At 52.2% G+C, this 20367-nt stretch carries 16 protein-coding genes; 6 read left to right on the forward strand and 10 right to left on the reverse strand.

Annotated elements, in window-relative coordinates:
- Positions 1-21: 21 nt before the first annotated feature.
- On the reverse strand, positions 22-552 hold the full coding sequence (gene cybB, locus JSN25_RS16460; protein WP_069324952.1) for a cytochrome b561: 531 nt from the start codon (positions 550-552) through the stop codon (positions 22-24).
- 189 nt (positions 553-741) lie between these two features.
- On the opposite strand from cybB, the gene gap reads away from it, so the two are divergent.
- On the forward strand, positions 742-1743 hold the full coding sequence (gene gap / locus JSN25_RS16465) for a type I glyceraldehyde-3-phosphate dehydrogenase (protein WP_204525147.1): 1002 nt from the start codon (positions 742-744) through the stop codon (positions 1741-1743).
- A gap of 86 nt (positions 1744-1829) precedes the next feature.
- On the opposite strand, the gene aldA is transcribed toward gap, so the two are convergent.
- From aldA to hrpA, 3 genes are all read right to left on the reverse strand, one after another.
- Positions 1830-3269 (reverse strand): aldehyde dehydrogenase, encoded by a 1440-nt coding sequence (gene aldA / locus JSN25_RS16470; protein ID WP_160956233.1) that lies wholly within the window; start codon positions 3267-3269, stop codon positions 1830-1832.
- A 199-nt stretch (positions 3270-3468) separates the two neighbouring features.
- On the reverse strand, positions 3469-4266 hold the full coding sequence (locus JSN25_RS16475) for a YdcF family protein (RefSeq protein ID WP_199967461.1): 798 nt from the start codon (positions 4264-4266) through the stop codon (positions 3469-3471).
- Between the two features lie 80 nt (positions 4267-4346).
- Positions 4347-8249, reverse strand: a complete 3903-nt coding sequence (gene hrpA / locus JSN25_RS16480) for an ATP-dependent RNA helicase HrpA (RefSeq protein ID WP_204525148.1) — start codon at positions 8247-8249, stop codon at positions 4347-4349.
- Positions 8250-8450: 201 nt separating this feature from the next.
- On the opposite strand from hrpA, the gene azoR reads away from it, so the two are divergent.
- Positions 8451-9056 (forward strand): FMN-dependent NADH-azoreductase, encoded by a 606-nt coding sequence (gene azoR / locus JSN25_RS16485; protein WP_006684422.1) that lies wholly within the window; start codon positions 8451-8453, stop codon positions 9054-9056.
- Positions 9057-9098: 42 nt separating this feature from the next.
- On the opposite strand, the gene JSN25_RS16490 is transcribed toward azoR, so the two are convergent.
- The 5 genes from JSN25_RS16490 to JSN25_RS16510 all read right to left on the reverse strand — a co-directional run bounded on the left by JSN25_RS16490 (position 9099) and on the right by JSN25_RS16510 (position 12970).
- Positions 9099-9290: a hypothetical protein gene (locus tag JSN25_RS16490; protein WP_042308220.1), complete on the reverse strand. Its 192-nt coding sequence runs from the start codon at positions 9288-9290 to the stop codon at positions 9099-9101.
- Between the two features lie 140 nt (positions 9291-9430).
- A complete protein-coding gene (locus JSN25_RS16495) occupies positions 9431-9757 on the reverse strand; it encodes a YdbL family probable chaperone protein (protein WP_038640808.1) in 327 nt (108 codons plus the stop codon).
- Positions 9758-9764: 7 nt separating this feature from the next.
- Positions 9765-9956, reverse strand: coding sequence for a YnbE family lipoprotein (locus tag JSN25_RS16500; protein ID WP_038640810.1), 192 nt, complete (start codon positions 9954-9956; stop codon positions 9765-9767).
- Positions 9953-12592 carry a YdbH family protein gene (locus tag JSN25_RS16505; protein ID WP_204525149.1) on the reverse strand — a complete coding sequence of 880 codons (2640 nt, stop codon included), beginning with the start codon at positions 12590-12592 and terminating at the stop codon, positions 9953-9955. Before JSN25_RS16505 ends, JSN25_RS16500 begins: the two co-directional genes overlap by 4 nt.
- Positions 12593-12757: 165 nt before the next feature.
- A complete protein-coding gene (locus tag JSN25_RS16510) occupies positions 12758-12970 on the reverse strand; it encodes a hypothetical protein (RefSeq protein WP_074458538.1) in 213 nt (70 codons plus the stop codon).
- Between the two features lie 246 nt (positions 12971-13216).
- On the opposite strand from JSN25_RS16510, the gene JSN25_RS16515 reads away from it, so the two are divergent.
- Both JSN25_RS16515 and hslJ read left to right on the forward strand, forming a co-directional pair.
- Positions 13217-14206 carry a 2-hydroxyacid dehydrogenase gene (locus JSN25_RS16515; RefSeq protein WP_038640813.1) on the forward strand — a complete coding sequence of 330 codons (990 nt, stop codon included), beginning with the start codon at positions 13217-13219 and terminating at the stop codon, positions 14204-14206.
- A 112-nt stretch (positions 14207-14318) separates the two neighbouring features.
- Positions 14319-14738, forward strand: a complete 420-nt coding sequence (gene hslJ, locus JSN25_RS16520; protein WP_085048266.1) for a heat shock protein HslJ — start codon at positions 14319-14321, stop codon at positions 14736-14738.
- Positions 14739-14751: 13 nt separating this feature from the next.
- Here the strand turns inward: hslJ and JSN25_RS16525 are convergent, their stop codons facing one another.
- Positions 14752-15018, reverse strand: a complete 267-nt coding sequence (locus tag JSN25_RS16525; RefSeq protein WP_003833199.1) for a putative hemolysin — start codon at positions 15016-15018, stop codon at positions 14752-14754.
- Positions 15019-15292: 274 nt separating this feature from the next.
- Between JSN25_RS16525 and nifJ the strand changes: the two genes are divergently transcribed.
- Both nifJ and ompC read left to right on the forward strand, forming a co-directional pair.
- Positions 15293-18817: a pyruvate:ferredoxin (flavodoxin) oxidoreductase gene (gene nifJ / locus JSN25_RS16530; RefSeq protein WP_087856161.1), complete on the forward strand. Its 3525-nt coding sequence runs from the start codon at positions 15293-15295 to the stop codon at positions 18815-18817.
- A 366-nt stretch (positions 18818-19183) separates the two neighbouring features.
- Positions 19184-20314, forward strand: coding sequence for a porin OmpC (ompC, locus tag JSN25_RS16535; protein WP_038640818.1), 1131 nt, complete (start codon positions 19184-19186; stop codon positions 20312-20314).
- The last annotated feature ends 53 nt before the right edge of the window (positions 20315-20367 follow it).

Consider the following 20367-nt stretch of genomic DNA (forward strand, 5'->3'; position numbering starts at 1 on the left):
CCGCGCTTGCGGGGCTTTACGTCAGGAACGCTTACGCGGCATCATGCGCAGCAGCGTATTATCCTTCCAGAAGTAGTGATGCATCAGGGCGGCTGCGGCATGCAAACCAATAACAAAATAGCCCAGGTTTGCCAGCGTCACGTGCCAGGACTTCAGCATCTCCACAAGATCAACGTTGGCTTTTGCCGCATATGGCATGACAAGGCCAAATGCAAGCCACGGATTGCCCCGGTTGTACATCATCACCAGACCAATAATCGGCAACGCAATAAACAACAGATAGATGACCAGATGCCCCAGATGCGCCATTCCGGTCATCATCGGTTTCGGTTTTGGCACAATCGGCGGCGCCGGATATTTCAGCCTGACCAGCAGACGCGCCACCATCAGCGTTAAAATCGTGATGCCACAGGATACGTGCACCATGTTGAACAAGGGACGATAGCTACGCGGGAAAAATCCGCGAAACTCCATGGCGCTGTAGGCCACAATGACCAACAAAAAAACCAGCCAGTGAATACCAATTTGCAGGCCAGAATACTTATTCCCCATAACACTTCCTGAATAAAAACAATAATGCGTCAACATAACGGGCTTTTGTTAAAAATTCATTAGTTTTTGTTCATCCATTATCAGTCAGTTACGTTTAAGCGCAAAAACAGCTATTGCCCCGGATGCCTGACTGGACTATGCCTGGTAGGGAAAATATGTCGTACCGCCCCATCCTGACAGGAGAAAACCATGAGTAAAATTGGCATTAACGGTTTTGGTCGTATCGGTCGTCTGGTATTGCGTCGACTACTGGAGGTCAAAAGCAGCGTGGAGGTCGTCGCCATTAATGACCTGACCTCGCCCAAAATTCTCGCCTATCTGTTAAAACACGACTCAAATTACGGTCCATTTCCCTGGAGTATCGACTTTACCGAAGACGCGCTGATTGTCGACGGTAAAAGAATCGCTGTTTATGCAGAAAAAGAGGCCAAAAATATTCCGTGGAAAGCCACTGGCGCAGAGATCATCATCGAATGCACCGGTTTTTACACCTCAACAGAAAAAGCCAACGCCCACCTGGACGCAGGCGCCCAAAAAGTCCTGATATCCGCCCCTGCCGGGGATATGAAAACCATTGTTTTTAACGTGAACGACGACACGATGGATGCGAACGATCGAATTATCTCTGTCGCATCGTGCACCACTAACTGCCTGGCGCCGATGGCGAAAGCCCTGCATGACAACTTCGGTATTCAACTGGGCACTATGACAACCATCCATGCCTACACGGGGACACAATCGCTGGTAGATGGCCCTCGCGGAAAAGATCTGCGCGCCTCGCGGGCGGCGGCGGAGAACATCATTCCCCATACCACCGGTGCGGCGAAAGCGATTGGCCTGGTGATTCCGGCATTGAGCGGAAAATTAAAAGGCCACGCCCAGCGCGTACCGGTGAAAACCGGATCCGTCACGGAACTGGTGTCGGTATTGAGTAAAAAGGTCACCGCTGAAGAGGTTAATAACGCGCTGAAAAAAGCCACGCTGAATAATGAGTCATTTGGCTATACCGACGAGGAGATTGTCTCGTCAGATGTGATTGGCTCACATTTCGGTTCGGTATTTGATGCGACACAAACTGAGATTACCGAAGTGGGCGATCTGCAACTGGTAAAAACCGTCGCCTGGTACGATAACGAGTACGGTTTTGTGACCCAACTTATTCGCACGCTGGATAAATTTATCAAGCTCTGACGTTGTGGCGGAGGTCGAATGCACGGGATAGCCGACAAAGTGTAAAAATTACGCCGGGTGACGTACAAACTCACCCGGCTAAAAGCTTAGGACTGCAGATAAACTACCTGCGTTTGCAGATATTCATTCAGGCCGTGTTTACCGTCTGCCCCACCAATCCCGGACTTGCGCCACCCCGCGTGGAAACCCTGCATTGCCTCGAAGTTTTCACGATTAATATAGGTTTCGCCAAACTTCAGCCCCTTAATCGCCTTCATCGCGGTGTTCAGATTTTGCGTGTAAATTGATGAAGTCAGCCCGTAGTCGCTGTCGTTGGCCATCGTCAGCGCCTCTTCCAGCGTATTAAACGTCACCACCGGCAGCACCGGACCAAAGGTCTCCTCGTGCATAATCGCCATCTCCTGACGCACATCCAACAGTAATGTCGGCGGATAGTAATAGCCTTTGCCTTCTACCGCCTTACCGCCCAGCACTACTCTGGCCCCCTCCTGCACCGCTCGCGCAACTTTCTGCTCCACTCGTTCCAGCGCAGCGGCGTTAATCAACGGTCCCATCGCAATGTCATTGCGCTCAGCCGGATTGCCGAACTGTACGGCTTTCATCGCTTCACCCAGACGATTAACGAACTGGTCATAAATACCTTTCTGGACGTACACGCGTTCGGCGCAGTTGCATACCTGCCCGGTATTGATCACCCGTGAGTCAACAATTGCCTTCACGGCCAGCTCAAGGTCAGCATCATCCATCACGATAGCTGGGGCTTTGCCCCCCAGTTCCAGGCAGACTTTAGTGATGTTTTTGGCCGCTGCAGCCATAATTTTCTCGCCCGCTCCGACGCTACCGGTCATGCTGACCATTGCGACTTTCGGGTTTCCGGCCAGTTCCTGGCCGACCGTTTCACCACGTCCCAGGACCAGATTAAATACCCCGCGAGGCAAGCCAATATCATCAACAATTTTGGCAAAAGCGATGGCGTTGTTGGGCGTAAACTCACTCGGTTTAATGACAATGGTATTGCCCGTCAGCAGCGCGGGGGCCAGTTTGCGAGCAATCAGGAAGAACGGAAAATTCCACGGCAGAATGCCCGTTGTCACACCCAGAGCGCGCTTAAACAGCAGGATATTCTCGCCCGGGCGATCGCTTTGCAGGATCTCGCCTTCATAACGGCGTGCCCACTCGGCCATGTAATCGATATAATCGGCGGTAAATGCGACTTCAACGTCGGCCAGTTGCTGTATTTTCCCGCCTTCAGCCACTATCAATGCGCTGATTTCGCTGGCGCGTTGACGGATACCCGCAGATATTTTGCGTAGCCAGTTCGCCCGTTCAATGGCAGGCAGCGCTTCCCATTCAGGCTGAGCGCGCTCGGCGGCGTCTATCGCTTTACGCGCATCTTCGGCACGTCCATCCGGAATACGTGAGATAACCTCTTCCGTGGCCGGATTGACGACATCAATCCAGGCGTCATCGTGCCAGGTCACAAACTGCCCATCGATATACATAGGATGTTGTACGGGTACTGACATGCGCTTCTCCTGTGATTGATTTGTTTTTAACAAGTAAAACTATTGTTAATTAATATCAATCATGCATGACGAATTATCACTACAGTGACTGTTCTGTGAGCGGCTTCATAAAAGCGTCTGGCAACGCGCTGATGAAAGGAAAAAACGGGCGGGATTTATGCCCGTTTGCAGCAAAACGCTTACAAACGGGCAGCGGGGATCACAGAGAGCGGCTCTCCAGTAAGTCTGACAACGCGGTATCGCTTTTCAGTTGCTGCCAGGCCGCCTCAACGTTACCAGGAATATCCACATGCACGATAAAATCGCGGCCACAGGGACCATAGCCATTAACATCGTCCCGCAGACGCGGCAACTCTCCGGTAATGAGCGAAAGATAGCGATCCACTGACCATAGCCCTTCGGCCGTCGGCGCAAAGTCCACGCCGTCGCGCTGTTGGACCAACTCCGGGACGAATCCCGGGAAACCCAACCAGCGCGGCGCATGCGGCTCATCGCGGGTTACGCGCTGAAAGGTGGCCATCGTTCGGCGTTGCATGGTCGGATCCTGTACCACAATGACGGTATGCATGCTTGCTGTCGCCTGGCTCAGTAACGCACAGCTAAATCGGGCATTCTCACCGCAGTTTGTTGACTGGTCTTCCACCCAAATCTTCTCCCCCGGAATGTGCCAGAACTGGTGAGCGATATCGGCAAGGATCGCCGCTTCCGCACGTCCGGTGGTTCGAATGATATTGTAGCGAGGATGTCGGGCAATCGCGTCATACAGAAAGCGCGTGGAATGGCCGATGCCCCCACTAATCAATAAGGGAACCTGTTGGTCTTTCGCGATCCGGCAGGCGGCATCGATGGTCGGGATCACCGCGTTCCCCGCCAGAATTACGCAATCTGACTGAACCGTGATGTCCCCCGTAAAATCGCTCTGCGCCAGCCATTGCCCTACAGTATTGATCGCCGCCAGCGTGGTCGCGGAGAGCGTCGGAAACTGACTCATATTCATGACTCCTGGTGTTTATTCTTTACCGGGTACAGAGGCCGGATGGCGGTTACGCCTTGTCCGGCCGGTGGTTCAGCGCGGCGTTATCCCGTGATCTGATCCATCGCCTGCAGAATACGTTTATCTGAAATAGGGTACGGCGTACCAAGCTGCTGGGCAAAGTAGCTGACGCGCAGCTCTTCTATCATCCAGCGGATCTCTTTGACGTCGTCATCTTCACGGCGCGCAGGCGGTAGTTTATTGAACCATTGCTGCCAGGCCTGCTGCACACTATCCACTTTCAGCATCTGTGCACGGTCACGGTGCGGATCGATGGCCAGTTTTTCCAGACGCTTTTCAATAGCCTGCAAATAACGCAACGTATCGCCCAGGCGTTTGAAACCATTACCAGTGACAAATCCGCGGTACACCAGCCCGCTCATTTGCGCTTTGATATCTGAAAGCCCTAACGCCATGGTCATATCCACACGCCCTTTCAGACGCTTATTGATATTAAACACCGCGGTCAGGATCTGTTCGACCTGCTTCGCGATATCCACCACCGTATCGTTCAGTTCAGCCCGCACCTTCTCATGCAACGCCGCAAAGCCCTCTTCCGTCCACACGGGACCACCATGGGCGTCGATCAACCGATCCACACCGCAGGAGATACAGTCGTCAATCAACTCCAGCACTTTGCCATACGGGTTAAAATACAGCCCCAGCTTGGCTTTGTTGGGCAACTTCTCGTGTAAGTATTTAATCGGCGAAGGAATATTTAACAGCAACAGGCGGCGTAAACCGCACCACATAGCCTGTTGCTGCTCCAGCGGATTATCAAACAATTTGATGGCGACGCTGTCACGCTCATCGACCAGCGCTGGCCACGCTTTTACCTTATAGTTACCGCGTTTTTGCTCGTAACTTTCCGGAAGCTGTCCGAAGCTCCAGATATGCAATCCGCTCTGTTCGATACCGTCATCCGCCACCGCGGACAGCGTTTCCTGAACTTTACCCTTCAAGGCATCTTTCAGATCCTGTAGCGAGCGTCCTTCCTGTAGCTTCTTGTTCTTGTCATCCACCACCCGGAAGGTGATTTTTAGGTGATCGGGTACCTGATCCCAATGCCAGTCATCGCGGTCAACGGTAACGCCGGTCATCCGGCGCAGTTCACGTTCCAGCGCGTCCAGCAGCGGCAGTTCCAGCGGCGTCACGCGGCCTAAAAATGCCTCAGCATAGTTCGGAGCAGGAACAAAGTTACGTCGTACCGGTTTCGGCAACGACTTAATCAGGGCGATCACCAGCTCGCGGCGCAGGCCAGGAATCTGCCATTCAAAACCGCTCTCTTCGATCTGATTAAGCAGAGGGAGCGGAATATGCACGGTCACACCGTCCGCATCGGCTCCCGGTTCGAACTGGTAGCTCAAACGCAGTTTGAGATTGCCCTGGTGCCAGAAGTTCGGATAATCCAGCTTACTGATTTTTTCCGCGCCCTCTTTGATAAGCATGCTCTTTTCAAAATTGAGCAGGTCCGGGGTCTCGCGGGAAACTTTCTTCCACCAGCTATCGAAGTGGCGAGCAGAAACCACATCATGGCTAATACGCTGGTCGTAAAACTCAAACAGCGTCTCATCATCGACCAGAATGTCGCGACGGCGCGATTTATGTTCTAACTCTTCCACCTCCGCCCGCAGCTTCAGGTTGTCACGGAAGAAAGCATGGCGCGTTTGCCAGTCCCCCTCCACCAGCGCATGACGAATGAACAGTTCACGTGACAGCGCCGGATCGATCTGGCTGTAGTTCACCTTACGGGCAGCAACAATCGGTAAGCCGTAGACGGTGACCTTTTCTGTCGCCATGACCGCGCCCTGCGCGCGTTCCCAGTGCGGTTCGCTGTATGAACGTTTGATCAGATGCTGCGCAACTGGCTCCACCCACTCGGGATCGATACGCGCGGCAATACGCCCCCACAGGCGGCTGGTTTCCACCAGCTCCGCCACCATCGCCCACTTCGGCGGTTTTTTGAACAAACCGGAACCCGGGAAGATTGAGAAACGGGCGTTACGCGCACCGGTAAATTCCTGCTTATCGGCATCTTTCATCCCAATATGGGACAGTAAACCGGTCAACAATGCGACGTGGATCTCCCGATATTCAGCGGGTTCGCTGTTGACCGGAATGCCCAACTCTTTTACCACCTGGCGCAGTTGTGTGTAGATATCCTGCCATTCACGTACGCGCAGATAATTAAGAAAGTCGACTTTACACTGACGGCGGAACTGGTTTGACGACAACGCTTTTTGCTGCTCGCCGAGGTAATTCCATAAGTTCACAAACGCCAGGAAATCAGACTCTTTGTCATGGAAGCGGCGATGCTTCTCGTCGGAAGCTTGCTGCTTGTCCATTGGACGCTCGCGCGGATCCTGAATGGACAGCGCCGAGGTGATGATCATCGCCTCACGCACACAGCCATGTTTTTGCGCTTCCAGCACCATACGCGCCAGACGCGGATCCACCGGAAGTTGCGACAGCTGGCGGCCCAACGGCGTTAATTTGTAAGCGGTTGCCTGTTCATCGGTGGTTATCGCACCCAGCTCTTCGAGCAGGCGCACCCCGTCCTGAATATTACGTTTATCCGGCGCTTCAACAAACGGGAACGCCGCGATATCCCCCAGCCCCAGCGCGGTCATCTGCAAAATAACGGATGCCAGGTTGGTACGCAGGATCTCCGGATCGGTAAACTCCGGACGCGACAGGAAGTCGTCCTCAGAATACAGACGAATACAGATCCCTTCCGAAACGCGACCGCAGCGGCCTTTACGCTGGTTGGCAGAGGCCTGCGACACCGGTTCAATCGGCAAACGCTGGACTTTAGTGCGATAGCTGTAGCGGCTGATACGCGCGGTGCCAGGATCAATGACATACTTGATGCCCGGTACGGTCAGCGAGGTTTCCGCCACGTTGGTGGCCAGCACAATACGACGACCGCTGTGCGACTGGAACACACGGTTCTGCTCGCTATTGGAGAGACGCGCATACAGTGGCAGCACTTCGGTGTGACGCAAATCCAGCTTATTCAGGGCATCAGCGGTATCGCGGATTTCGCGCTCGCCGCTCATGAAGATCAGTATGTCGCCCTGACTTTCACGGCCTAACTCATCTACGGCATCAAAAATTGCCTGCAACTGGTCACGCTCGATGTCATCTGCGTCTTCAACAATCGGGCGATAGCGAACTTCCACCGGATAGGTGCGACCAGAGACTTCGATAATCGGCGCATTGTTGAAATGCTTAGAAAAGCGTTCCGGGTCAATGGTCGCCGAAGTGATGATAATTTTTAGATCCGGACGACGCGGCAGGAGTTCTTTCAGGTAGCCAAGCAGAAAATCAATATTCAGGCTGCGTTCATGCGCTTCATCGATGATGATGGTGTCGTACTGCATTAGCAGCCGATCCTGCTGGATTTCCGCCAGCAGGATACCGTCCGTCATCAGCTTAACCATGGTGTTGTCACTAACATGATCGCTAAAACGAACCTTATAGCCGATACAGCCGCCCGGCTCGGTTTGCAGCTCTTCCGCAATACGATTCGCCACGGTACGCGCCGCCAGACGACGCGGCTGAGTATGGCCGATCAGCCCTTTCACCCCGCGCCCTAGCTCCATACAGATTTTCGGCAACTGGGTGGTTTTACCTGAACCGGTCTCACCAGCCACAATCACCACCTGATGGTCGCGAATGGCTTCCAGAATATCCTGTTTTTTCTGGCTGACAGGCAGGTTTTCCGGATAGCTGATGACCGGACGCGCCGCTTCACGCAGCACAACTTTACCGGCTGCCTGGTCGATCTCTTTTGCCATTTCCTGGTAAATGGCCTGTTGTGCATCAGGATTTTTAACCTTCTTCACGCCGTGCAAACGGCGGGTAAAACGCTGTCTGTCACGCAGCATCAGCGAGTCCAGCTGTTGCTGCAACATGTTGAAGGTTAATTTTGGTTGTTCTGTCATAGCGTTAAAAGGCAGCCTTCTGCCGGGTTAAATCTCTTTTAGATGATAGATATAGAGTACCACATCGGGGCTTTTCATGTGTTGTTCAATAATTTCGAACATAGGATTCGATATATTGCGCTATCACTGCGACAGGATTGTGAATAAAGTGTCAACAAGCAACGGGGCACTACCCCTTCAAACACATAAAAGGAAACACCCATGAGCAAGGTATTAGTTCTTAAATCCAGTATTCTGGCAGGGTACTCTCAGTCTGGTCAGTTGTCTGATTATTTTGTTGAACAGTGGCGTGAAAAGCACTCTGCTGATGAAATCACCGTCCGCGACCTCGCTGCAAACCCGGTTCCGGTACTGGATGGCGAACTGGTGGGTGCGCTGCGCCCAAGCGATGCGCCACTGACGCCGCGTCAGCAAGAAGCGCTGGCGCTGTCTGACGAATTGATCGCTGAACTGAAAGCGCATGATGTGATTGTTATCGCCGCGCCGATGTATAACTTCAACATTCCGACGCAGTTGAAAAACTACTTTGACCTGATTGCCCGTGCCGGCGTGACCTTCCGCTACACCGAGAAAGGTCCGGAAGGTCTGGTGACCGGTAAACGCGCAGTGGTGCTGACCAGCCGTGGTGGTATTCATAAAGATACGCCGACTGACCTGATCACACCGTATCTGAACGTGTTCCTGGGCTTTATCGGTATCACCGACGTGAACGTGGTCTTTGCTGAAGGTATCGCTTACGGCCCGGAAGTGGCATCTAAAGCCCAGTCCGATGCGAAAGCCGCTATCGACAGCGTGGTTGCTGCCTGATAATTCCCCCTCTCACCATCCGGTGGGAGGGATTCTCGGTACTTACTTCTTTGCCCGCACATGTACCTGCTTGCCGTGAATGCGATTAATATCACGCCAGATGGTGGCATACTCCCTGCACTTCGCCAGATTTTCTTCCCAGCAATGAAGTAAAAATTGTTCCGGCTCCGCAACATCCCGGCTTAACAGCTTGAATACCCAACGATTCCAGACATACCATTTGAGAAGCCACATGATTTCACTCCACGACGCGACCGGTGTTGAACTATATCAACATCCGTTTGATGCCGTGTGGCAACTATTGCGATGTCGATGAATAATCCGGAAGGATCCTCCACTTGTAATACCATTCCCCCAGTGGCGTTCAGAAATGATTATTCTTTCCTCAACCACTTACCATTAATACCTTGCACGTACTCCCCCGGTTTAGCGCGAGCGACTAACTTTTGTCCGGCCATTTTTGCCACTTCCTCTGGCGGAATATTATTGCTCTCAGCCAGTTGCTGATAACTGGCGCTTCGCGCCTTATTAATCTCACTCACCAGCGCCTGCGTTTCAGCATCGGTTTGTAATGCCACCAGATAACCATTAAGTGTTTCCCCCACTCGCCCCTGAGTTCTGGCTTCATTCAGGGTCAACGCCCATGCATTGCTGGTGATAAAACTCAGCGCCACCAGGATCGCTGCAAGCTGTTTTTTCATCATTACCTCAGAACAGATCGCTGCGCGATTTCAATAAGCTCTCGACGTCTTTATCAACTTTGATATGAATCTCATGTTCGATTTTGACGTTCATATTAATCGTGATCGGCTCTTTTGGCGCAGCCACTTCGATTCTTGGGGTACAACCTACCACCAGAGATGAAGCCAGCAACCCCAGCATGGCGGCTATCGTTTTCATTGTTGTTCCTCACATTCCTTGCCTTCCAGGCAATGGGTTTCCGGCAGCGTTGCGTTTTGCTCAAGCCATGCCTGTAAATTGTCGCCAAAACGCAAACTGCGCCATAGCGTAAAGACGTTTTCTTCGTGGGTGTAATTCAAATTAACCGTCCCCACTTTGCCATCTACCCGGCTATTGCCAGTAACGGTTGCCTGCATCGTTAAGACACCCAGGTTATCCAGGTTTATTTTCGTCCAGGAATGGGTTATTTCCATATAGCGCAGCCAGTTAATTGCCGCGCCAGCTGCCATATTATCTTTAACGACGGCATCCGCCGTGTCTTTATCAATACGCAGCGTCATCGGACCTGGGTTGGTTAACCAGCCGTCTTTGATGATCCACTTTTCGTTATCCAACCATAATGGCAACGCGCCGCTGACCGGACCCGACATAGCGAACTGCTTGGGGTTAACCGCGCTAATAAGCTCGCTGGAGGAGATATTCTGCACCCGTAATAAGGCCGGGTCGTGCTGTGGCATCCGCAGTTGCCGCATGATGACTTTGCCTCCCAGCAGTTCGGCGCTGACATCGCTCAGCAGTAACGGATTGCCTTCACTCCAGGGGTACGCTCCCTGTAGATCGGCAGTAATATTTTTCGCCGTCACCTGATTCACGATTTCCGCAATACGCAGTGAAACAGGACCACGCGTACCCAACTGCCATGCGCCTTCGCTAAACCGAAACGGTAAGATAAAATCGACGCCATTAATTTGGTTATCAGGCATCCAGGCGCTACCGCCTTTTAATACCCCATGACCGCCCGCTTCAAAGCCCTGTTCCGGCGCGGCCGAGAATGCGACCTGCGCATAGAGATCACCTTTACGCAGTTTCATTTTCCAGTCAGGCGGGAGCAGCGGCTGGAACACAGTGAGTGATTGTTTTGGCCACCAGGCCTGTCCGCGCAAACGGATCCCGTCCCAACGGCCATTTAGCTGTACGGGGCCAATCGCACCCGCGTGAAGCTGGCCCTTGAACTGGAAAATCGTCGGGTCGCTGCCTTCCACGCTGAACTTTAGCGTTGAGGGAGGTAAGACGCTTCCGCCGGTGAAGACGGTTTTTCCTGCGTCCAGTGACAGTGCGCCGCTAAACGTCGGTTTGGTCGCGTCCCGTACCCATACGATCGGTTCGTCCATTACCAGGCGTGGGTTTTCCACCGTCATGGTGCCGTATTGCAAGTGGTCAAATCCGGTGGAGAGATCAAAGAGCTTCAGCGTGTTGTCATGCCACTCCCCCTTACCCGCCACGTCCCAGCGGGCATGCATCGGCGTAAAGCTGCCTTCGCCCCAGTAGCGCCATTGCCAACGACCAGCATCAGGAAGAAAATCATTTGCCAGACCATCCAGGTGCAGTTCAAAGCCCCCCATCTGGTTTTCATGCGCACGCAAAATAGCCTGTAGACGACCATCCACACCGCGTTGTGTTACCTTTACGCCCGCCAGCGGCCAACGAATCTCGTCAATATCCAGCGAATCAATTACCCGCCCCCGCGAACGCAACAGCGCCCCTGGTTCAAACGCCAGTTGCGGATCGTTCAGGCTACCGGTGAGTTTGGCGGGTAATTTCGCGTAGAAGATCAGATCGCCCTGTTTCGCTTCGCCGATCAGCTGTAACGGCATCTCGTTGTTATCGATACCCAGCTTACCCGGCCCCAGCGTTAAAACAGCGTTTCCTTTGCCTGCATCGCCTTGCGTCAGAACGTTCAGCCGCCCGCTCACCACCGCGTTTTCCAGCCCGGCCTGCCAGTTTTCAACTTTCATGCCCAGCCGTCCGCTTAACGGGAATCCCTGATAAGGCCAGTTCCAACGACCATCGCTGATGGTCAACTGCTGGCGGGTTATTTCCCACGGAAGATCGAGCAGCGGATCGGCACTATCGCGCGCCATGACGATCAGTTGTCCGCTGTTTTCTTGCCACTCCAGTTCGGCGTCCACAAGCGTAGGCTCCTGCGGCAAGTTCAGCGTCGCAACGGCATGACCGCTCACCGGTAACCCATCAGGAACCAGCGGCATGGTAAATTCACCGACCAGTTTTACCGGCGGTTGCCCTTCAAATGCAGCGACATCCAGCTCATTTACCGTGAGATTTTGCCCGTGCAGCCGCCCCTGGAATTTAACCTTTTCCCCCTGGTAGCGCAGTTGCTGAGTAGAGGGCGTTAGCGAAAGCGACAGTTTCCCCTGCCATTCCTGCCAGGGAGAGAGAATAAGTTTGTCAATGTTAATCCAAGTATTGGGCAGCATCGATTGCCATTCAGCCAGCGTTTTGGGTGCTACCGGAGACGCTTCTGTCTGCGGTAATTTGGCCAGGCAAGCGGAATCCAGCTCAATTGTCCCGACATTGAGCAACCAGCGGCTGGGATGGTACAGGTCCGCCTGAGTAATGCGCGCCAGCGGGCAATCATCGACCAGATAGCGGAGTTCAGGGATATGCAGCCCATGCCGTGTCAGCCGTGGACTCTCATCCAGCGCGATACGTGTCCCCACAGGTAACCAGACGCCCACCAGGGTCGGGACCCACAGCCCAAGCGTCATCACCAGCGTCAGCGGCACGAGAATCAATAATAAGAGGAGTGCCAGAACGGCTTTATATTTACCCTTCATGGGTAGTTAATATCCTGAATTAGCAAAATTTAAGCCGGTTTAGGCCTGTATTGTGGCATGTTTAACTGCATATTCCCACATTAAGGACAGATAACAGCGCTATGTGGCACGCTGTTACACGTGCCGTCAGGAATGATTCCAACACAGTAGCGCGTGGATTCGGACTCAATGATGGTTCAGTTGTCCATCGCTATGTTTAGGTCCTATCCGACCAGCCTCTATCAGTATTTCTTCTATAAGTTCTTCAAGACACTCCTTGCCATGATGATCACAGACAAGATGCACCTGGCGGGAAATTTCTTCAGGTTTCATTCCATCGCATAAAGCCGCCTTAAGCATTAAGGTGGCCCATCGTTTTGCTTCAGAGTGAGTTAGCATAACTCCTCCCGATATCTGCTACCTGTATAAGCGTAGCTGTCTGGATGTGAATCACCTGGCTTTTTACCCACACTACCTGCTCAGCGAATGGAAAATATCCAGTTGTTGAAATCGCGTAACCTGCCCACACTAACAAAAGATACGCTTTAAACATTCATTACTTCTATGACTATCAATAACTTTTTAGATTTTGTAAAATAATTTTAATTGGATTAATGTGACGTCAAAATCACTGGAGAAAGTCTTATGAAACTCGCCATCTATAGTACAAAACAGTACGACAAAAAGTATCTGCAGCAGGTTAACGAGGCTTTTGGTTTTGAACTTGAATTTTTTGACTTTCTGTTGACGGAGAAAACAGCTAAAACAGCCCATGGTTGCGAAGCTGTATGCATCTTCGTCAACGACGATGGCAGCCGACCGGTTCTGGAAGAACTCAAAAAGCTGGGTGTGAAATATATCGCCCTGCGCTGCGCCGGGTTCAATAACGTCGATCTCGACGCGGCAAAAGAGCTGGGTCTGCAGGTGGTACGCGTCCCGGCCTATTCGCCTGAAGCCGTCGCTGAGCATGCGATTGGCATGATGATGACCCTGAACCGCCGTATTCATCGCGCGTATCAACGTACCCGTGATGCCAACTTCTCTCTTGAAGGGCTGACCGGCTTTACCATGTATGGCAAAACGGCCGGGGTGATTGGTACCGGTAAAATCGGTATTGCTGCGCTGCGGATCCTCAAAGGTTTTGGTATGCGCCTGCTGGCGTTCGATCCCTACCCAAGCGCCGCTGCTCTGGAATTAGGCGTGGAATATGTCGATCTTAAAACGCTGTTTGCTGAGTCCGACGTTATCTCCCTGCACTGTCCGTTAACGCCGGAAAATTATCATCTGCTCAATCAGGAAGCCTTTGAGCAAATGAAAAACGGTGTGATGATTATTAACACCAGTCGCGGAGCGCTGATCGATTCACAGGCGGCTATCGATGCCCTGAAAAACCAGAAAATTGGTTCTCTGGGTATGGATGTGTATGAAAACGAACGCGATCTGTTCTTTGAAGATAAATCCAATGATGTGATTCAGGATGATGTGTTCCGTCGCCTGTCAGCCTGCCATAACGTGCTGTTTACCGGGCATCAGGCGTTTCTGACCGCCGAAGCGTTGACCAGCATTTCTGAAACGACACTGCAAAATCTGGAACAAATCTCCAAAGGCGAAACCTGTCCAAACGCCCTCTTTTAATCCCTGTGCTCCCCTGATTTAAGGGGGGCATTTTCAGACAATTGCCGATGATAAAACAGTCAGTATCATTATCATATTGAATGTATTCCGGTCACGAAATTAGAGAATGTTAATGAAGAAAGTTGTCACGTTGATTGCCCTCAGCACGCTGATGGCTGGCTGTGTGAGCAGTGGAAACATTTCCGTCAATCGCGACCAGTTACAGCATCACCGTTTCGTTTTGCAGAGCGTGAATGGTAAAGCCGTTACCGTCGCTAACAACCCACCCGAATTGAGTTTTGGCGAAAACATGACGGTATCGGGAAAGATGTGTAATCAATTCCACGGTCAGGGCAAGTTGTCCGACGGCGAGTTGAAGGTGAAAGATATGGCGATGACCCGCATGATGTGCGCCGATCCACAGCTTAACGCGCTCGACGGTATCGTCAGCGAAATGTTTAAGCAAGGCGCACAGGTAGATTTGACTGCTGACCAGTTGACACTGGCGACAGCAGAACAAACGCTGACGTATAAACTTGCGGATTTAATGTAATGAACGCGCAGGCTCAATAGCTCCCACAGCTTCCGGCGGCAAGCGACTGCTCACTACAGCGTTTGCCGTTGGGTAGCGCGCACATCCCGATGGCTGAGCCATCCAGTTGACGGGCAACGGAGAGCGAACCACCAATCATGGCGCAATTTGCTTCTCCAGAACTGGACATTGCTGCCTTCATGCCCGGTGCGACATGTGCTGCCGTTGCCTGCTGAACAGGTTCACTGCTACACGCCGATAATAATAACGCGGCACACCCTACCCAAAACGCTGCGCGCATCTTACTCCCCTCTGAAGATTAACCAAACGACACAGCCATAAATAATAGGCAGCAGAGACACCGCCGTCGAGAGGCAAACCACGCATTTATGCGCGCTGTTTACATTTTCTGGCAATTTTTTGGCTGCTCCTTTGATCAAACCATACATTCTCTTTATTCCAGGGACACAAAAGCGAAAATGAGCCTGAATGGCTTTTGCTAAAATAGAAGGATAACAACAGGATTCGCCGCGCTTACGCGAGTCCCTCTTTTTGCGCAATGTAAGGGTGTCAGTATGATCACAATTGACGGTAATGGTGCGGTTGCTTCGGTCGCATTTCGTACCAGCGAGGTTATCGCCATCTACCCGATTACGCCCAGTTCGACGATGGCGGAACAGGCGGATGCCTGGGCCGGAAACGGGCTTAAAAACGTGTGGGGAGATATCCCTCGCGTCGTAGAAATGCAGTCGGAAGGCGGTGCGATTGCGACCGTTCACGGCGCGTTGCAGACCGGTGCGCTCTCTACGTCGTTTACCTCATCACAGGGTTTGCTGTTGATGATCCCAACGCTGTACAAACTGGCCGGTCAGTTGACCCCGTTTGTACTGCACGTTGCAGCGCGAACTATTGCCACGCACGCGTTATCGATCTTTGGCGATCATTCCGACGTGATGGCTGTACGCCAAACCGGATGCGCGATGCTGTGCGCCAGTAGCGTTCAGGAAGCGCAGGATTTTGCGCTAATTTCGCAAATGGCCACCCTGAAAAGCCGGGTTCCGTTTATTCATTTCTTTGATGGATTCCGTACATCACATGAAATCAATAAAATTGTGCCGCTGGCTGATAACACCATCCTCGGGCTGATGCCTCAGGCGGAGATCGATGCTCACCGCGCTCGGGCACTAAATCCAGAGCATCCGGTTATCCGCGGTACATCAGCGAATCCGGACACCTACTTCCAGTCACGCGAAGCGACAAACCCATGGTACAACGCGGTTTACGATCACGTAGAACAGGCGATGAACGACTTCGCCGCAGCCACGGGCCGCCAGTACCAGCCATTTGAATATTACGGTCATCCGCAGGCAGAACGCGTCATTATTTTAATGGGCTCGGCGATTGGCACCAGTGAAGAAGTTGTCGAAGAGCTGATGGCGCACGGCGAGAAAGTGGGTGTGCTGAAAGTCCGTCTGTTCCGCCCCTTCTCCGCCAAACATTTACTGCGCGCGCTGCCGGAAAGCGCGCGCAGCATCGCCGTTCTGGATCGCACCAAAGAACCCGGCGCGCAGGCAGAACCATTATATCTGGATGTCATGACCGCGCTGGCGGAAGCGTTTAACTGTGGCGAACGAGAAACCTTACCGCGTGTGATTGGCGGACGCTATGGTCTTTCGTCCAAAGAGTTTGGCCCCGACTGCGTCATGGCGGTCTTTAATGAGTTGAATAGCACGAAACCTAAACCACGCTTCACGGTCGGTATCTATGATGATGTCACCAACCTGTCATTGCCGTTGCCGGAAAACACCCTGCCCGGCACCGCTAAGCTCGAAGCGCTGTTTTACGGCCTGGGTAGCGATGGCAGCGTGTCAGCCACCAAAAACAATATCAAGATTATCGGTAACTCTACGCCATGGTATGCGCAGGGTTATTTCGTGTATGACTCGAAAAAAGCAGGCGGCCTGACCGTCTCCCACCTGCGCGTCAGTGAGCACCCCATTCGTTCTGCGTATCTGGTTTCACAAGCCGATTTTGTCGGCTGCCACCAGTTGCAATTTATCGATAAGTACCAGATGGCCGAACGCCTGAAACCTGGCGGTATATTCCTGCTTAATACCCCATACAGTGTGGATGAAGTCTGGGCGCGTCTGCCGCAGGAAGTTCAGGCGGTGCTGAATCAGAAGAAAGCCCGTTTCTACGTGATTAATGCGGCTAAAATCGCCCGTGAGTGTGGCCTGGCAGCGCGTATAAACACCGTGATGCAAATGGCGTTCTTCCACCTGACGCAAATTTTACCAGGTGACAGTGCGCTGGCAGAGTTGCAGGGGGCGATTGCGAAAAGCTACAGCAGTAAAGGCCAGGATCTGGTCGAACGTAACTGGCAGGCGCTGGCTCTGGCGCGTGAATCCGTCGCCGAAGTGGCCCTGCAGCCTGTTGATCCGCATAGCGCCAACCGCCCACCGGTGGTTTCTGATGCCGCACCAGATTTCGTGAAAACCGTCACCGCAGCAATGCTCGCCGGTCTGGGCGATGCGCTGCCCGTTTCCGCGCTGCCGCCGGACGGTACCTGGCCAATGGGGACTACGCGTTGGGAAAAACGCAATATCGCCGAAGAGATCCCAATCTGGAAAGAAGAGCTGTGTACGCAATGTAACCACTGCGTTGCCGCCTGCCCGCACTCGGCTATCCGCGCCAAGGTGGTTTCCCCAGAAGCGATGGAAAACGCCCCTGCCAGCCTGCATTCTCTGGATGTGAAATCACGCGACATGCGCGGCCAGAAATATGTCCTGCAGGTTGCGCCTGAAGATTGCACCGGTTGTAATCTGTGCGTCGAAGTGTGCCCGGCGAAAGATCGCCAAAATCCTGAGATCAAAGCCATCAATATGATGTCGCGCCTTGAGCATGTCGAAGAAGAAAAAGTTAACTATGACTTCTTCCTCGATCTGCCGGAGATTGATCGCACCAAACTGGAACGTATTGATATTCGCACCTCGCAGTTGATTACACCGCTATTTGAATATTCCGGCGCCTGCTCAGGCTGTGGTGAAACGCCGTATATCAAACTGCTTACGCAGTTGTACGGTGACCGCATGTTGATTGCGAATGCCACCGGGTGTTCATCAATTTATGGCGGTAACCTGCCCTCAACGCCATACACCACCGATGCCAATGGGCGTGGGCCAGCATGGGCAAACTCGCTGTTTGAAGATAACGCCGAGTTTGGTCTGGGCTTCCGTCTGACGGTCGATCAACACCGGGCGCGCGTTATGCGTCTGCTGGAGCAATTTGCCGATAACATCCCGGCTGAACTCAATGACGCTTTGCACGCAGAAGCCACGCCGGAGGTCCGTCGTGAGCAAGTCGCGGCCCTGCGCGAGCATCTGAAAGATGTCGAAGGCGCACAGCAGTTGTTAACCGATGCCGACGCGCTGGTTGAGAAATCCATCTGGCTGATTGGCGGCGATGGCTGGGCCTACGATATTGGCTTCGGCGGGCTGGATCACGTTCTTAGCCTGACCGAGAACGTCAATATTTTGGTGCTGGATACCCAGTGTTACTCCAACACGGGTGGGCAAGCGTCAAAAGCCACGCCTCTTGGGGCTGTCACTAAATTTGGGGAGCACGGCAAACGTAAGGCTCGTAAAGATCTTGGCGTCAGTATGATGATGTACGGGCATGTTTATGTCGCGCAGATTTCCCTGGGCGCCCAGTTGAACCAGACGGTGAAAGCTATCCAGGAAGCGGAATCCTATCCGGGGCCGTCGCTGATTATCGCGTATAGCCCTTGTGAGGAACATGGTTATGACCTCGCGTTGAGCCACGATCAGATGCGTCAGCTCACGGCAACCGGGTTCTGGCCGCTGTATCGCTTTGATCCGCGTCGTGCTGACGAAGGTAAACTGCCGCTGGCGCTGGATTCTCGCCCGCCGTCAGATGCTTTGGCTGAAACTTTACTTAACGAGCAACGCTTCCGCCGCTTAAATGCCCAACAGCCTGAAGTCGCTGAACAGCTGTGGAAAGACGCAACAGCCGATCTGCAAAAACGCTACGATTTCCTGGCGCAACTGGCAGGTAAAGCGGAAAAGAGCGGAACCGAGTAATACGTTTAGATCACTATTAAAGTGGAACGAAAAAAAAGCCCGAACAGTTGTTCGGGCTTGTCAATTTATTCGCTGGCTAATTAATATTGGCTATCAATACGACAACGAAAAAATAAAACGTGACAATAAAGGCATATAACACGCGCAGAATAGCTCAACAAAATTCACTTGTATAATTTTTATTTTATATATATTAAATCCATACATTCATAATAATTATCACTGTTTCTGTAGAATTATTTATTTAAGGTTTTACTTAAGACGTAACAATTCATATTTATCTGTTTACGGAACTTCTCCTTTAGCATGCTTTTACTCCCTACATGGGTAGTCACAGGTTAATAAAAAAACTAAAGGATTATTTCAATGAACAGAAAAGTACTGGCTCTCGTAATTCCTGCCCTGCTGGCTGCAGGCGCGGCTCACGCTGCTGAAGTTTATAATAAAGACGGCAACAAATTAGATCTCTATGGCAAAGTAGACGGCCTGCATTACTTCTCTGACGACGCGAACAGCGATGGCGATCAGACTTATATGCGTATGGGCTTCAAAGGCGAAACCCAGGTTAACGATATGATCACCGGCTATGGCCAGTGGGAATATCAGGTTCAGGCTAACACTACCGAAAACGATAAAGGTAACTCCTGGACTCGTCTGGCGTTCGCGGGTATTAAAGTTGGTGACTACGGCTCATTCGACTACGGTCGTAACTACGGCGTACTGTACGATGTAGAAGCCTGGACCGATATGCTGCCAGAATTCGGTGGTGACTCCTACACCAAAGCGGATAACTTCATGACCGGTCGTGCTAACGGCGTAGCGACCTACCGTAACACCGACTTCTTTGGTCTGGTTGACGGTCTGAACGTTGCACTGCAGTATCAGGGCGCGAACGAACAGACAAGTGATGAGCAGGAAGGCACCAATAACGGTGGCGACCGTAATGTGAAGAATTCCAACGGTGACGGTTTCGGTATCTCCTCTACCTACGATCTGGGTATGGGCGTAACCTTCGGTGCTGCCTATACCTCTTCTGACCGTACCAACGAGCAGGTGAACCATTCTACCGCTGGTGGCGATAAAGCTGACGCGTGGACTGCTGGCCTGAAATACGATGCGAATAACATCTACCTGGCAACCATGTACTCCGAAACCCGTAATATGACCCCGTACGGCGGCTCTGACGGTAGTGATTACACTATTGCCAACAAAACTCAGAACTTTGAAGTTACTGCGCAATACCAGTTCGATTTCGGTCTGCGTCCGGAAGTGTCTTTCCTGATGTCTAAAGGTAGCGATCTGGCTACTGTAAATGGTAACGATGATAAAGATCTGGTTAAATATGCTTCTGTAGGTGCGACTTACTTCTTCAACAAAAACTTCTCCACCTACGTTGATTACAAAATCAACCTGCTGGACGAAGACGACAGCTTCTACACTCGCAATGACATCTCTACCGATGACACTGTAGCTCTGGGTATGGTTTACCAGTTCTAATTTTGTCAGCCCGCCGGCAACGGCGGGTTTTCTTTCTGTTATCGCAATTCTGT

Source organism: Citrobacter cronae (genome assembly GCF_016893685.1).
Classification (GTDB): domain Bacteria; phylum Pseudomonadota; class Gammaproteobacteria; order Enterobacterales; family Enterobacteriaceae; genus Citrobacter; species Citrobacter werkmanii.